Annotated in this window: 13 protein-coding genes and 1 pseudogene; 2 read left to right on the top strand and 12 right to left on the bottom strand. The window is 36.8% G+C overall.

Annotation, left to right across the window (positions count from 1 at the left end; translation table 11 throughout):
* The first annotated feature begins 275 nt into the window (after window positions 1-275).
* Window positions 276-917, top strand: a complete 642-nt coding sequence (locus RRV45_RS05345; protein ID WP_315667742.1) for a DUF421 domain-containing protein — start codon at window positions 276-278, stop codon at window positions 915-917.
* 268 nt (window positions 918-1185) lie between these two features.
* Here the strand turns inward: RRV45_RS05345 and RRV45_RS05340 are convergent, their stop codons facing one another.
* Window positions 1186-1683: an LURP-one-related/scramblase family protein gene (locus RRV45_RS05340; protein WP_315667741.1), complete on the bottom strand. Its 498-nt coding sequence runs from the start codon at window positions 1681-1683 to the stop codon at window positions 1186-1188.
* 240 nt (window positions 1684-1923) lie between these two features.
* Here RRV45_RS05340 and RRV45_RS05335 point away from each other — a divergent pair, with 240 nt between their 5' ends.
* Window positions 1924-3114 (top strand): MFS transporter, encoded by a 1191-nt coding sequence (locus RRV45_RS05335; protein ID WP_315667740.1) that lies wholly within the window; start codon window positions 1924-1926, stop codon window positions 3112-3114.
* 75 nt (window positions 3115-3189) lie between these two features.
* On the opposite strand, the gene RRV45_RS05330 is transcribed toward RRV45_RS05335, so the two are convergent.
* The 11 genes and pseudogenes from RRV45_RS05330 to RRV45_RS05280 form a co-directional block, all read right to left on the bottom strand.
* Complete coding sequence (locus RRV45_RS05330; protein ID WP_315667738.1) at window positions 3190-3858, bottom strand: RraA family protein; 669 nt, start codon at window positions 3856-3858, stop codon at window positions 3190-3192.
* 132 nt (window positions 3859-3990) lie between these two features.
* A complete protein-coding gene (allW, locus tag RRV45_RS05325) occupies window positions 3991-5493 on the bottom strand; it encodes an allantoin permease (protein ID WP_315667737.1) in 1503 nt (500 codons plus the stop codon).
* 50 nt (window positions 5494-5543) lie between these two features.
* Window positions 5544-6269 (bottom strand): glucose 1-dehydrogenase, encoded by a 726-nt coding sequence (locus RRV45_RS05320; protein WP_315667736.1) that lies wholly within the window; start codon window positions 6267-6269, stop codon window positions 5544-5546.
* A gap of 154 nt (window positions 6270-6423) precedes the next feature.
* The gene (locus RRV45_RS05315) at window positions 6424-7674 is read right to left on the bottom strand and encodes an amidase (protein ID WP_315667735.1); all 1251 of its coding nucleotides are present in this window, start codon (window positions 7672-7674) and stop codon (window positions 6424-6426) included.
* A gap of 49 nt (window positions 7675-7723) precedes the next feature.
* Window positions 7724-8989, bottom strand: a complete 1266-nt coding sequence (locus tag RRV45_RS05310) for an amidohydrolase family protein (protein WP_315667734.1) — start codon at window positions 8987-8989, stop codon at window positions 7724-7726.
* A 102-nt stretch (window positions 8990-9091) separates the two neighbouring features.
* Complete coding sequence (locus tag RRV45_RS05305; protein ID WP_315667733.1) at window positions 9092-9847, bottom strand: SDR family NAD(P)-dependent oxidoreductase; 756 nt, start codon at window positions 9845-9847, stop codon at window positions 9092-9094.
* Between the two features lie 532 nt (window positions 9848-10379).
* Window positions 10380-10499: pseudogene (locus RRV45_RS05300) on the bottom strand (iron chaperone); the annotation flags it as partial.
* Window positions 10500-10657: 158 nt separating this feature from the next.
* On the bottom strand, window positions 10658-11845 hold the full coding sequence (locus RRV45_RS05295) for an amidohydrolase (RefSeq protein ID WP_315668937.1): 1188 nt from the start codon (window positions 11843-11845) through the stop codon (window positions 10658-10660).
* Between the two features lie 102 nt (window positions 11846-11947).
* Entirely contained in the window at window positions 11948-13381 is a 1434-nt protein-coding gene (locus RRV45_RS05290) for an MFS transporter (RefSeq protein ID WP_315667732.1), read from the bottom strand.
* A gap of 319 nt (window positions 13382-13700) precedes the next feature.
* Window positions 13701-14957 carry a GH39 family glycosyl hydrolase gene (locus RRV45_RS05285; protein ID WP_315667731.1) on the bottom strand — a complete coding sequence of 419 codons (1257 nt, stop codon included), beginning with the start codon at window positions 14955-14957 and terminating at the stop codon, window positions 13701-13703.
* Complete coding sequence (locus RRV45_RS05280; protein WP_315667730.1) at window positions 14938-15732, bottom strand: AraC family transcriptional regulator; 795 nt, start codon at window positions 15730-15732, stop codon at window positions 14938-14940. The genes RRV45_RS05285 and RRV45_RS05280 overlap by 20 nt, the downstream gene beginning before the upstream one ends.
* Window positions 15733-15835 lie beyond the last annotated feature (103 nt).

Raw genomic sequence — 15835 nt, 5'->3', positions numbered from 1 at the left:
AAACTGCTAAGCTGCTTCATTTTATATAATCATTTATATGTGTTTTAATTTATTAGTTTGCTCCTCACAAACAGTCTGGACCAATTAATATTAGGGTGCAATTTTCTACAAGTCAGAGGTTTGTACCTTTATTTGAACTAGAAAATGGCGCTTTTCTTAATTAATCGAGCTTTATTACAGAAGATTTCTTTAAATAATTTCTCTAAAGAATAATAGAGGGTGATTTGGAAAAGATAACATTAATTCTTTTCAAATGAATGGTGGTTATTTATTAAATGGAATGGGATTATATATGGAAAGCCATACTGATTGTTCTAGCTGGAACAGTGCTTTTGAGAATTGCAGGCAGGAAAACAATTTCACAAATGACATTGGCTGAAACAGTTATAATGATTGCTATTGGGACTTTGCTTATTCAACCTGTTGCAGGGAAAAATATTTGGACAACCTTTTTGATTGGTGGTGTTCTTGTCGGAACGCTATTAGTAATGGAATTTATACAAATAAAATCTGATACTATTGAAAAAATGATTACAGGTAAAGCAAAGGTGGTAATCGAGAACGGAACTCTGAATGAAAAAAATTTATTGAAACTTAGATTATCGGTCGATCAACTCGAAATGAAACTAAGACAAAATAGTGTATCTAAAATAAGTGATGTAAAATGGGCAACATTAGAGCCAAATGGGCAATTAGGTTTTGAGTTGAAGCAGGATGCTCAACCTGTAACAAAAAAGGATTTTGAAGATTTTAAACAAACAATGATTAATTTGATACCTAGTAATTCTCAACTTACTCATATAAACGAAATTTTAAACGTGATAAACAAGCAATATACAGCTGAAAGCCAAGAGGATATATTCGCAGAAGTTCAAAATAAAGCACATAAAAACGATCCACCTAAGCATTTACAATAATCTAAGTATCTGGCTTTGATAAAAATATCTGAGTTGCCTTATTATATATTTTTAAATTTTATTATTCCAAACCATATGGCGGATAAAATTATATTTAGTGAGAGTTTTTAATAATAAATGGCTTTTCCGAGAAATATCCACATAGAAACTCCACCATAATAAAACGCAGGGAATCCGCTCGTGAATTCCCTAATTTTCTGAAGTATTTAACTGCAAATTTTAATTTCTAAAGAAATCCCGACAGTATCATTTACTGTAAGTTCATACGTTAATCTATCGCAGCTGAGGAGGCAGATGCTTGGTCAGCCTTTACGCAATCAATTGCGACAACGAGTGCAATTATTATGGCTTCCATCTCTTCATTCAATATTTGAACCTTGTAGCTATCGCCCCAAGTAAACCACTCCTTGCTCACATAGCCGATGACTTCACCATGCTGTAATACCTGAAAATCCATATCCAGCCATTTACCTTGTACTTCAATGCCTGCCGCATCAATTGAATAGCGCGCTTTAAAGAAAGAAAACTCCTTCTTAATCGTTAACACCTCTCTGCCATTCACCTCAACAAAAAACTTCGGTAAAAAGCTGAACACCTTTTTCGTAATGAGCGCAACTTCATCTCTTTTTGTATTCATAATGGAGAATGTTTTTGGAATTTGCATAAAGCTGCCCTCCACGTAATAAACATCCTTCTCCTGCTGATCCTTTACCGTAAATTTCCCACTTAGACTGAATACCTTCTGCTTTATATAAAGTTGCTTCATAGCAGTGCCTCCTTTGGTATAGCATAATAATTGAAAAATATTATTGTTTTATCTTACTGCTAATAATAGCATTATCAACAGAAGTGTGCTTTCCGCAAGCTCTGCTGCCTAGACGATCCTGTTAATCAATTAACCTCTCTTTGATAAGAAAGAGTTTTTCTAACAAAAATATTTTATGGTATGATGTTTAGGTTGTGTATCTACTATTTGACACATTTACATCTAAGAAGAGAGGTATTTATGCATCCTACAAAATTATCAAAGCAACATTGGTTGCTCATCTTAACACTTAGTTTATTAACATTTGTTCTTGGGACAAGCGAATTTGTGATTGTCGGCATCTTAACCGATATTTCCTCAAGCCTTCATATAACAAATGCAAAAGCAGGCACACTCGTTTCTGCGTTTGCCATTACGTTTGCCATCGCCACACCATTAGTGATGTCAGCAACAAGTCATTTTCCAAAGCGTAAATGGATGTTGTTTTTGATCGGATCTTTCATCGTCTTGAATGCTTTGTGTGTCATTTCAACGAGCTACATTATGCTCCTTGCACTTCGGATTATGACAGCGATTGTAACAGGAGTATTAATCTCTCTAGCCATGATTGTTGCGAGTGAAACGATGCCGATTCAAAAACGCGGACTTGCGATATCATTCGTTTTCGGTGGTTTCACACTTGCAAATGTCGTTGGAGTGCCGATTGGTACAGTCATTGCCGATTGGTACAGCTGGAATGCGACTTTCATGTTAACAACTTTCCTAGGTGGTTTGGCGTTTTTGGCATCCTTTTTCGTCTTGCCTAATAGACTCAGCCAAGTACGCAGTTCGATACGGGATCAGTTTTCTTTATTAACCAAGCCACGAATTTTGATAGCATTTTTCATTCCTGCTCTCGGATTTGGTGCAACATATGCTGTCTTTACTTACCTTGTGCCTATCTTAAAGGAAATGGAAGCACCCAATCAGTCAATTAGCTTAATCTTATTTGGTTACGGATTTATCTCGATTTTCAGTAACATCCTAGCTGGTAAAATTGCCAGCCACAATGCAATCGGTCGCCTTCGGTTTGTTTTTCTCGTGCAGGCAGTGGTGCTGGCAAGTTTATTTTGGACGAACCAAAACTTCGTTGTCGGGTTAACCAACATCGGCTTAATGTCATTAATGGCGATTATGTTAACAACATCTACACAGCTTTATTTAATTGATCTTGCTGGCATTTATCAGCCAAAAGCAACAGGTCTCGCCGCTTCACTGATGCCAGTAGCAAGCAACGTTGGTATTGCTTTCGGTTCAGCTTTAGGAGGATTGGTGTATCATCAAGGAAATTTAATGAATGTCACATGGGTTGGTGGAATCGTGGCAGTCTGTGCTTGTCTCCTAACTTGCTTTAGTTATCTTTTAGACGAAAAACAAAAGAAATTAGCATAAACACCCAAGGAAGGGCCAGTCCCCCAGTTTAGTAAAACTTTACTGAACTGGGGACTGGCCCCAAGATCTTACAACTTAATATTTTAGACCTTTCTTTTTTATTGTTTCGTCTATCCAACTCCTGTCTAATGTACCAGCCTCGATTTGATTGAGCATCTCTTGTTCATGAGCGTATATTGCTTTTGCTCTTTCTAGAACCTCAGCCGCCTGTTGATAAGGGACAACCACTACCCCATCGTTATCACCTACAATGACATCACCCGGGTTCACTGAAACCCCAGCACAAGTAATACAAACATTGATTTGTCCCGGACCTTCTTTGAAAGGACCCCCAGGATTCACACCTTTTGCAAAAACGGGAAAGCCCATTTGTCTTATCCCTTCCGCATCTCTGATCGCCCCATCCACTACATAGCCAGAAATGCATTTTTTCTGCCCAATCATGCACATCATATCTCCTAATAATGCTCTGCTCATATCTCCACCGGCTTCAACAACAATGACATCGCCAGGGGATGCGATATCGATCGCTTTATGAAACATCAAATTGTCCCTCGGAATTGTTTTGACTGTTAAGGCCTGCCCAACCATTTGAACATCCGGATTATTAAAATGGGCAACTCCTATCATTGCATTAAATGTTCCCATGGCATCGGCAATAATTGTCGTACTAATAGCACCTAACCCATCGATTATTTCTTGGGGCAATTTTGTGTATGAAGATCCAATACGTAAATCTAACATGAATACCACTCCTTTGATTTATATTTTTTCAGTACGATTAAGCATTAGAATTGACTGTTCTCAATCTAGTTTAGATAGAAAGAGGGAGGAAATGCCCTGCATTTCATCCCTCCCACTACCAACTATTTTCTATTATTTATTTACAAAAAGCTTAACAAGAATTCCATACGATACTAATGCTGTTACAAAACCACTTATCCAAGAAAGATCCGTAAAAATCGAAAAGGCTGGAATGAAATTACCACTTAGAGATACTAGTGCCCCAAGAATTGTCGCGATGTATGCATTCGTGTTAATTCCGCGAAATTTATTAACAGCTTTCGTATCTTTCATATCAAAATATAGCTCTTTAAGGTTTATCTCTTGTTTAAAAACAACGAAATATTGATAAATCATTACACCAGATACAGGACCTAAAATAGCACCTATTCCGTTTAAGAAAGTATAAATACTATCTGGATTTTCCATCAACTTCCACGGCATAATCGCGAATCCCATTAAGCAAGCGATTATTACTCCTCTTCGGTAATTTATCCATTTAGGGAAGAGTGCTGTTAGCTGATATGCGGCTGGCGTAATGTTAGCCGTAGCATTCGAGTTAACAGTGATCAACAATAAGATTAGCATCGCAAAAAGAATGGCTGGCAAACTATCCCAATGGTTAATTACATTTAACACATCCCATTGTTCTACTCCATAATGAATTGAACTACCAATAAGAATAGAGATACTAGTAAAAACAAAAATAACGTAACCAACTACTAAACTTAATCCTTGTCCAACCATTTGGTCTTTCGTTGAAGTTGCGTTTTGTGTAAAGTCAGCAGCGCTAGTCCCTGGCGCTGACCAAAATGCCAACACAGCATTAATGATCATCAAGTAAGCAAATAGAGGACTTATACCTTGGTTTGATCCTTCAAAAGAATAACTTAAAATATTACCAAAGCCCCCACCAACAATGACTCCCCAAATTCCCATGGAGATAAACAGAACATAAATTAAGACCGTTAACATCGTATTAAATTTATTTAAGAAACTGCTTCCACTAATACTTATTGCAAGGTTCGCTGACCAAAAGATGATAAAAGATATCAGTCCTGGCATACCGATACCAAAGAAAGTAAAATCTCCACCAATTGCTAAAAAGCCAGGCCAAAGTTTACCAATAATGATGAGCAGGGCTTGAGATCCTACGAAAGTTTGTAAACCAAACCAACCTATGGCGACAACGATCCCCCTTAAGAAGCCTGGTAATTTAGCTCCAGCCTCTCCATACGTTGCTCGTAAATGCATTGAAAAAGGAATACCGTATTTTGAACCAGCTTTTCCATTAAAGGCCATAAATACCGCTGTAAATATGGCACCTAAAACTAAAGCAAGCATTACATTGATAGGAGCTAAACCTAAAACTAAGAAACCACCAGCCGCAGCATAGTTTGGAATATTGTGTAAGTTACCCATCCAAAGTGTGAAATAGTTACCACTTTTCATATTTCGTTTATCTTTAGTTTTCGGTAATAGATCCTCGTTATCGTACCCTCTTGATTTGAATAACTTAACATCTTCTTGAGTTACCCTAATATCTTCGTGATTTATATCGAACTCTGGATTTACCCTAATATGTTCCTGACCCATGTTGAACCAAACCTCCTGGAGGCTATTATTTTATTTTTTCGTTTTTAAAATTATTGAGCTGTAAATCCACCGTCTGCAACAAATTCTGATCCAGTTGTGAATGTCGATTCATCTGAAATTAAATGTAAAACTAAATAGGCAATTTCTTCAGGTTTTCCACCACGTCCTAAAGGAGTTGCTTTTTTAACTTCATCAAATATGACAGCTCGCTCTGTATTTATTCCACCAGGGTGAACGGAATTAACTCGGATATTAAAATCAGCTAACTCAAGTGCAGCGACTTTAGTCATTCCTCTTACTGCAAATTTTGAAGCAACATAAGGAATAAGATTTCTAGATCCAACGATACCAGAAGTAGAAGAAATATTTACAATGGATCCACTATTAGCTTTTTTCATAGATTTTACTACAGTTTGCATCCCCTTAAAAACGCTATACTGATTAAGGTTAATAATTCTATAGAAATCTTCATCTGTTACTTCTTCCAATGGAACAATTCTTCCAGCTGTTCCAGCATTATTTACAAGTCCGGTAATTGGTCCAAATGTATTCTCTGTCTTGTCAACAACAGCTTGCCAATCTTCTTCATTAGTTACATCGTGTTTAATAAAAATTGCATTTTCACCAAGTTCTTCTGCTACTTTTTGACCCTTTTCTACTTCAATATCAGTTAATACAACTTTTGCTCCTTCTTTTACAAACATTCTTGCATTCGTTTCTCCCATACCATTAGCTGCCCCAGTTATAATTACTACTTTTCCTGATAATCTACCCATTATCAATTCCCCCTTGTTCATTGTCTTTAATAATCACTATATTTATCCTTGGTAAGGGACGTATGTCACTCGTAATCACTTCAATGTTTTCCGTGGATGGAAATACGAGTTAAATACGCCCTAAATGCCCGATATTAATTATTTAGACTTACATTTAACGATTGGCTTTATGATAACTATCAACTAAATCTGCAGCAAGTTCGGCTAACTGTAAATCACAACCATGGGCTCCAATTAAGGAAATACCGAGTGGAACTTCATGTTGTTCTAGTAATGGAAGTGTAATTTGTGGTGTACCCGATAAAGGTGAAATACATAATAATTTAGTTGATTGTGCACGTGTTGCATTTATTTCCTCTAATGAGCTAGTTCTTAAAGGTGCAACAGAAGCAGCTGTAGGTAAGCAAAGCAGTGTTCCTTCCGGTAAAATCTCTTTCACTCGGTCAATAATAGCTTGTCTTTTATTCAGCGCTTCTTTATATTCGCTCATAGTAATGGTAGATGCCCACTCTAAGCGCTCTTTTGGACCTGATGAAAGATTTGGACGATATTTCCTAATCCAACCACCATAACTTTCCCAAACTTCATATCCTTGAATAATTCTAAAAATTTCTGTCCATTCTTCTAAACCATTAGGACTCACTTTTATATTTTCAACAATATCAAAATTTTGTTTCAGATGGTTGACAGCAGGCTGTAATGCTTCTACAACATCTTTGTTGATCGAATCAAAACAATCGTCAGCGATGAGTAATCGATTAAACGTCACTTTTTTACTGTCATTTCCTAATACTTCTTTAGAAACCCGTCTAAAAATATCAGTATTTCTAGCCACATATCCAAGAACGTCCATGCTCTCACAATACGGAGCCTCTCCATCATTGGCAACACGTCCATAAGTAGGACGAACACCTAATACTCCATTGTAACTTGCAGGCACCCGAACAGACCCTAGGCAATCGCTTCCGTAAGCAAAGTCTACTAAACCTCCAGCTGTAGCTGCCCCCGTTCCGCTCGAAGACCCTCCTGTAAAGCGTCTTGGGTCGTGAGGGTTGATTGGAGAACCATAATTCCAATTTTCTCCACTTATACTGTAACATAGCTCATCACAAACTGTTTTCCCAACTAAATCTGCTCCTGCAGATAATGTTTTAGTGACAATACTAGAAGTAAAGTCATCTGGACCATGAGTCCGAAGCCATTCAGGATGTCCATTACTATAAGTGCTTCCTAAAATTTTAAAAACATCTTTGACTGCAAATACAAGTCCTTCAAGATTCCCTTTACCAGATCCTTTCATAGCGATGTGGTTTTCACGAACAAATGACTGTAGCGCATCATAAGGTGGTTGATCAGAGATAGTTAAGCGAGAATTATTTAACATATTAGTTTTTGTTGAAGCCATATTTTTCACCTTTCATGAGTTAGTTAGATCGAAACAAACAGTTTATTTATTAATCTCCCATCAAAACAGGTGCCATCTTACTAGTTAATTCATTTTGCACAATGATATTACCATTTTTAATCACATAGCGAACTAAAGGTTGATCATTAATTAAATTGCTCAAATCGTCACAATCATAGATAACAATATCAGCATTTTTACCAACTTCTAAACCGTAAGTTTCGTTAACCCCTATTGCCTTAGCTGCGTTATAGGTGACCATATCTAAAACTGCACGGCGTTGATCCGCAGAACCCATTTGTTGTGAAACCTGTAATAAGTAGCCAACAGCAATTAAGTCAGCATTACCAAATGGTGTAAAAGCATTGCGAATATTATTGGAAGAATAAGCAAGGTTCACTCCACGCTCCATCATTGACAATACCGGTGCCATACCTCGTGGGATATTTTTCCTCTCAGAGCGTCCAGTCATAAACATATCCGTTACCGGCAATGGAACGATTGAAACTCCCGCTTTAGCAATTTTATCAAAAATAGGTGCTGCCACTTCTGGATCAAGTGACCCTAATGTTGTAACATGTCCGATGGCAACTCTACCTTGATATCCTCTTTCTATTGTCATATCGCTAATTAATTCAATACATCTATTTTGTGGATCATCAGCATTTGTGCCAAAATCAGCATGCATATCAATAGGTAGGTTATATTTTTCTGCTAAATCAAAGACAATCTTTAGTTGTTTTTTTGTATCTTCCATTGTTTTTTCACTATAAGGACAGCCCCCAACTACATCGGCTCCCATTTTGATGGATTCTTCCATCATCTCCAATACGCCTGGAGATTGAACAATGCCTTCTTGAGGAAATGCAACGATTTGCATATCTAGAACTTCTTTGAATTTTTCTTTTAAATCAACAAGTACCTCTACTCCAAGTGTTTTCTCAAAAGGATCCACATCAGGATGCGCTCTCATTATTGTCGTTCCGTTTAACACAGACCATCTTAATACTTTCTCAGCACGTTTTTTCACATCATCATACGTATATAATTTCTTTAATTCAGCCGTATTCTTCAATGCTTCCTCTAATGTACCTGATATATTAGGTTTGCGATCTTCAAGAAATGCTTTATCAGGGTGGATATGACTTTCAATTAGAGTTGGTAAAACAGCATTGCCCTTTGCATCAATTTCTTCTAAGTTATTGTCATTTTGAATGACAGTGGCTATTTCTACAATTTTCCCATCAATAATTTTGATATCTTTATGAGCTTCTCCATCTTTAATATGTGCATTTCGAATAATTATATTACCCATGGAAAATACCTCCTGTAATTGTATTCATAAAAAGAGGCCTGACCCCCAGCTCGATAATACTTTATCAGACTAAAGGGCTACCTCGCAATTTGGAGAAATCAACTAACCAATTGATTGTCCACCATCAATTTTCATTTCTACACCGTTAATATGACTAGCTCTATCACTTGCTAAATAGGCAGAAAAATAGGCAACATCTTCAGAGCGACCGATACGTTCAGACGGAATAGAGGCTATTTGTCGAACAACTGCAGGATGTGCTTCATCAATTGCATATCGGACCATTGGAGTATCTGTTAATCCTGGACAAAGTGAAACAGCACGAATTCCATCTTTAGCATAATTGAATGCTAACTGTTTCGTATATCCAACAAGAGCGTGCTTAGAAGTAATATATGCTGCGTCTCCAACGCCAGCAATTGTTCCTCCAATAGAAGCAACATTAATAAATGTTCCCTTCCCTTTTTCAAGCATATATGGCAAAAGCTCATTTGTTAGTAAATAGACAGCTTTAACGTTTACAGCCATGATTCTATCCCATTCATCTTCAGTAATATCAAGAGATGCTTTAAAATCCGCCAAAATAGCAGCATTATTCACACAAATATCAACTGTTCCAAACTCTTCATGCGCTTTATTAATCATTATATGAACATCTTCTTTTTTAGAGATGTCAGCAACAATACTAATTACAGCTCCATTATTATCTTTGATTAGTTTCTCTGTTTCAGCTAAACCTTCTGCATTCACATCATTAAGGATAACCTTGGCACCTTCTTTTGCATACTCAATTGCCTGTGCTCTACCTAGTCCTGACCCAGCGCCTGTAATTAATGCAACTTTCTCTTGTAATAACATAATACCCCTCCTAAATTAATACCCAATTACTAGGAAACTTTTAATTTTCTAAAATAAAAAACTAACTTTGTAATTTTTAAGTGAAATGCGAAAGTTATTTCACCAAAAAATAAAGTTTGTATTGCAAGATAAACTGAAAACGTTATCAGAGTTATCTTCTTTTATTATACGAATCTTTTCCAATAAGGTCTTTATACTTATTGGACAAAAGGAATGATTAAAGGTTTGTATACCATGCATATTTTTCTAATAAAACATTACATTCGAACAATCATCTGTTCACTTTGAACAAAAGTAAGCTGTTATCATATAAAAAAGCGAAAGGAACCCTTTTAAATAAACGTTTTGAAGCTATGTCCATTTTGAATAATTCATTAAAAGTAAACAATCAAGAAGGTTATTTTCATTCAAGTTGACCAAGAATAATATTACAAAAATTTCAGGGTTTTGATAACAAGGTGCCTGACCCCCACCGTATTTGATTATTACCACACTGGGGATCAGGCACCATAGCTATCAAGTCTATCCTTTTTTATTTCCGCCAAAAAGTGGAACAGTCTGTCTTGTCCAAAATATTAAACTGGGGCATTTTCTCAAGTAATGAGAAATCAATCAGACGATCCCATGGGAGAGAAACCAACTCATCCGTATGGTATTAGAAATGGATTCTTTTGTATTTGTTTAGTAAAATTTGATAAAGAGAAAAAGTATATTTATTACATATATTCAACACATTATATCGAGATACTTCATAACGAAAAAAGGTATGCAAACCGAGACGTTGGCATACCTTTTTCCTTAATATTTCTTTTAGTCTAATTCATAATAACTGCAAACAACTTCTCCAACAGCTTTCGCAGCTACGAGGAGTGCATCTTCATCGATATCAAATTTTGGATGATGATTGAAGTAAGGATTTTCTACCCCTTTAGGTGTACAGGCAATGTAGAAAAAGCAGGCTGGGAATTTTTCAGCATAATAAGCAAAGTCCTCAGATGGAGACATGGCCGGAAATTCTTTCACTTCTTTAATGTCTTTATCATCCATGCTTCGTAAACTTTCTGCCACCTTAGCTGTAAGCTCAGGGTCATTGTATAATGGCGGATAATCTGGAGTATAAGTAAGCTCACATGTTACGCCAAACTCTTCTTCAATTCCTCTTACAATCCGTTTTACTTCTCTCTCAATCGTTTCTTTTGTTTCAATAGTCATATACCGAATATCGCCCTCAAGTTCTACACTATCCTTGATCACGTTGAATGTGCCTTTTCCATCAAAAGACCCAATGGTGATCACACCGATATCGAATGGGCTTAATCTGCGGCTGACAATGGTTTGCGCAGCTGTAACAAAATGAGCAGCAGCAACGATTGCATCGTTAGCTAGATGAGGAGAGGAACCATGCCCACCTCTTCCTTGGACTTTTAATTTCATGTATGCTCGTCCATTAAAGGAATATCCAGCATGATATCCTACTGTGCCCGAAGGTCCCATTGGTAACAAATGAATGCCATAAATCGCATCTAAGTCATCAATCAAACCAGACTCTACGATACTTTTCGCTCCACCTGGCGGCACCTCTTCTGCATGTTGGTGAATGATTTTTATTGTACCTGGAATAGAGTCCTTTAATTGAATTAGGCAATCAGCTAAAACTAATAAGTAAGCCGTATGCCCGTCATGTCCACACGCATGCATAATGCCTTCATTCTTTGATTTAAACGGTACATCTGTTTCTTCTACAATTGGAAGAGCATCAAAATCTGCGCGCAGACCGATCGTTTTTCCAGGTTTTCCACCTTTAATCGTGACGACAATGCCATAGCCATTTCCAACATTCGTTTGAATGTCCACATCTTTTCCCTTATAAAAATCCGCAATATATTGAGCAGTTTTCTCCTCTTTAAATGAGATCTCAGGATTTTCATGTAAATGGCGGCGGATTTTGATTATTTCTTCTTTACGTGATTCCAACATGCTCATTAATTCACATTTCATCATTTTCGTCTCCTTTTTTTACGGAACAGAATGACAAAAGCCTCCATTCTGTTCCAATTTATAAAAATGAGCTGAATCCGACTTCTATCTAACCTCTATTTTTTAATTAGCAACCTTATTTGTTAGTTGTGTGTGTACTGCTTTTTTCGATGAAGCATTTGATGTTTTACCAGCATTTTTTGGAACCATGATCACAATTGAAAGAATTGAAAGGATACCAAATATTACGTTCACGATAATCCCTACTGATGCTGCGGTCTCAACACTTCCAGCCGCTGCAACTGAACTATAAACCGTTGCAGAAATTGCAACACCGATCGCACTGCCTAATGAGCTTGCCATTTTGTAAACTCCTGCAGCTTCACCCACTTTGTTCGATGGCGCATTGGAAACAGATGTGTCTGTAGATGGTGTTGCATAAATGCCAAGTCCAAGCCCGAATAAAACAAACCCAATAAATACGACAACTGTATAAGTAAATCCAGGCAAGAAGGTTAGACCCATCATCGCTACACCAACTGTCGTGATAATAGCACCCCAGACCATTGGTAATTTTGCTCCTACTTTTTGCAGGATTTTTTCTCCGACACGAATCATCGCAAGAACAACGATTAAATATCCAATTGATAGCATTCCTGATTGAAATGCAGTAAATCCACGGCCTACTTGAACATACGTATTTGCAACAACAAGTGTCCCGGCAATTGCATTTAATAAAAAGTTTGAGTAAGTAGCACCTGCGTATGGTTTATTTTTAAATAAAGAGAAATCAATAAGGGCAATAGCTTTCCTTTTTTCAACATTGAAGAAGACAATAGCTCCGATAATGGTAACGATGGCAAGAATAATGGTAATTGGGCTTGTCCAGCCTAAGTCCGCACCGAATGTAATAAAGACGTTTAATGCAATCATCGTAACGATAAAGATAGCCAAGCCACTATAATCAAATTTAAAAGAACCATTTCCTTCTGCTTTGCTTTCAGGTGTATCTTTAATTAGCCACATAGCAAGGAGTGCAAAAATAATGGAGAAGATAAAAATCCACTTCCATCCCATATACGTTGCAATGGCACCACCTGCAAACGAACAGACACCTGAACCGCCCCAAGATCCAATTGACCAATAACTAAGAGCACGTTGTCTGTCTTTTCCTTCAAAGTAAGCTTTCATTAAAGCAATCGTTGATGGCATAATACAAGCTGCGGAAATCCCCTGAATAATACGTCCAATAATTAGCAAGACAGATCCTTGTGCTAATACAAGACATAAGGAACCGATAACACTTAAAATTAACCCAATATACGTAATTTTTTTACGTCCAATTTTATCTGCAATCCCACCAGCAGCTACAATAAACATACCTGAGAATAAGGCTGTTAAACTGATGGCTATATTTAGCGTTCCATATGAAACCCCTAAATCTGATTGAACAGCTGGGACGACATTGACCATTGCCTGTGCAAAAAGCCAGAAGGTGATAACCCCGAACACAATCCCTGTGATCAGCTTATCCGTACCTTTATATTTTGTCTCCATGATTGAACCTCCCACACTTTAACTAAATTTTTTAATACGTCTAATAAAGAAACACTACTGCAACAAATTAGGAGTAACAGGAACATCTTGTAGCGTTTCTATACTATGATTATAAAAATTTAAGCTGTATTAAGAGAGTCATTTTTTGTGTAAATCACTAGACTAAAGCTCAAAAAAATTTACCATCATTTTGCTAAGGAAAAATTGTGGGGTGAATTTTTGTCGTGTATACAAGTGAAGGGGATGGCTTTACTCCCTTCTATCCCATTCAAAGGATAGAAGACAGCAGGCCCAGACGGTTTGAGACTAGCTCATAAGTTCAGTAGGCTTTGCGAATATCAAAAAAGTGAATAGCATTGCTCGTTAAATAGGAATAAAATGACCAAGCCTCTTCAATCGTTTCATCGAAGATTTCTAAAGAAGGCCTGCTAGAATTGATAATATAATCAATGATTTCAGCATCCATGCCATGCTTACTGTTCAAATTCCACCACGTTGTATATAACGCTCCATGATTTTTATCAAACACATGCTTGCGTATTTGATATTCTCCTTTAGGAATTCCAGAAATCGTTACATGAATTTCTTTATTGAGTTTTTGCAGAAATGTCTCTTCAATGGATAAATAAGGATTGATTATATTACAATTCATTAGGATCAACTGATATCCCCGCTCATTCCTTGTCATCACATAATCCTTATCCTGTGCAACAATTTCACCATGCAGACGTTTTAGAAACTTCAATGCAAAATAAGCTGGACGTTTTCCCTTTAGATAATGGAATAATTCGACACCGTCCATACGATAACGCTGATCTTTCCCTGTGTCTTCATGTACGATTGTATTAATCCAGAGAGCAACTGATTTCACATCATTGGATATATCCAATACATTTCTCAAGAGCAAGGCTCCGCGAAAAAATGTGCCATTCGTATACCGAGTATTGCCTGACAACGTGTTCCATGAAACGAGATGAAGTGGTTTTTCAATATGGTGCCTCTTTAAGTAGCGCTTCAGCTTATTCGTTTTTTCTTTTATGTAATCTTTTGCTAAATCAAAATTCATTTCCGCCATTTCTTTAAAATCAATTACCTCATTTTGATTAGCGTTATAGCCGATAAAATCAATAAACTCCCCCTGCTCTAACTGCCATTCATGATGATCACCCGCTTTTTCTTTACGGTAAGAAAAAGGCATATACAAACCTATCTGAATCGAAGGAAGCATCGTTTTTAATACTTCATGCAGTTTTAAATAAATTCTCTGAAGTTCTTTAGCTTCCACTCCTGTATAAAAGGGCTCGTAAAACATCACATGCCACTCTTTAACAAACGACTCTCCGTAAAGCTGTAAGCAATGTCTGATGAATTGAATGAGTTTTGGAAAGTATTGTTCTTCATCTCTCGAAATATCTATATAATCTGTCCGTATAAACAAAGATAAATCATGCTTTTTCATGAATGCCAAAGCACTATCAATACTAAAATATGGTGATGTTGTCGGAATCTCTTCATCTGTCTCTACCTCAGGCGGAATGGCCGTATTACTAATGAGATTACGAACTCCGATATACATGTGGCGTCATTCCGTATACTTCTTTAAAAAAGGCTGAAAAAGATTTTGTGTTAGGAAAGCCATTATTCATCGCGATTTGTGAAATGGAGTCTGTTGTGTAAAGTAAATCTTTCATACTATGCTTAAGCCTGATATTCATTAAATAACGACTAAATCCCATCCCCATTTTCTGTTTAAAATAGCGGGATAGATAGCTTGTTGAAAGAAAGTATTTCTTTGCAACCTCCTCTAATGTAATCAGCTGATCATAATTTCTTTCCATATAATCAATGATTTGCAATAGGCGCCGATCTTCTGTATCTATTTTCTGGATGACACTGCCTTCTTCTTTAAAACTGCGAATCAATATAAGCAACATTTGACAGATATAGCTTTTAACCTCAATTCGATAGCATTCATCTTTTCTATAATAACTAATCATCACATTGGCCAATAGCTTGCGAATGGCAAGAATCATCTCTTCTCTTCCAAGATCAATTTCTCTTGAATAGCATTCAAAGCGCTGATTGCGATAGTCAGCATAATGATGGTCCATGAAGCTGTCGGAAATGGATAATATCATAACCCTGTTCTGTTCATTTCCTTGAACCTGGTAAAGCTGATTACGATTAAGAACAAGCAAATCGTTTTCTGCCAAATGATAAAAGCGACTGGACGTCTCTATTTTTAATTCACCACTAATGACCAGAATAAATTGAATCCCTTTATTTATTCTAGGAACTAGTAACTCAATATGTTGAAATGATATTTGAAAATCTGACAATGCATCGTTCAATCTAATCACTCCTAACTCCTTCTAGCTCGATAAAGAGAATGCCCAAAAAGACATGATTTCACACTTCCATTGATTATAAAATTAAAAAGAGGGAGTCAGGTAC

The organism is Bacillus sp. DTU_2020_1000418_1_SI_GHA_SEK_038 (genome assembly GCF_032341175.1).
In the GTDB taxonomy this organism is placed as follows: Bacteria; Bacillota; Bacilli; order Bacillales; family Cytobacillaceae; genus Cytobacillus.
This window is presented reverse-complemented; position numbering and strand designations above follow the sequence as displayed.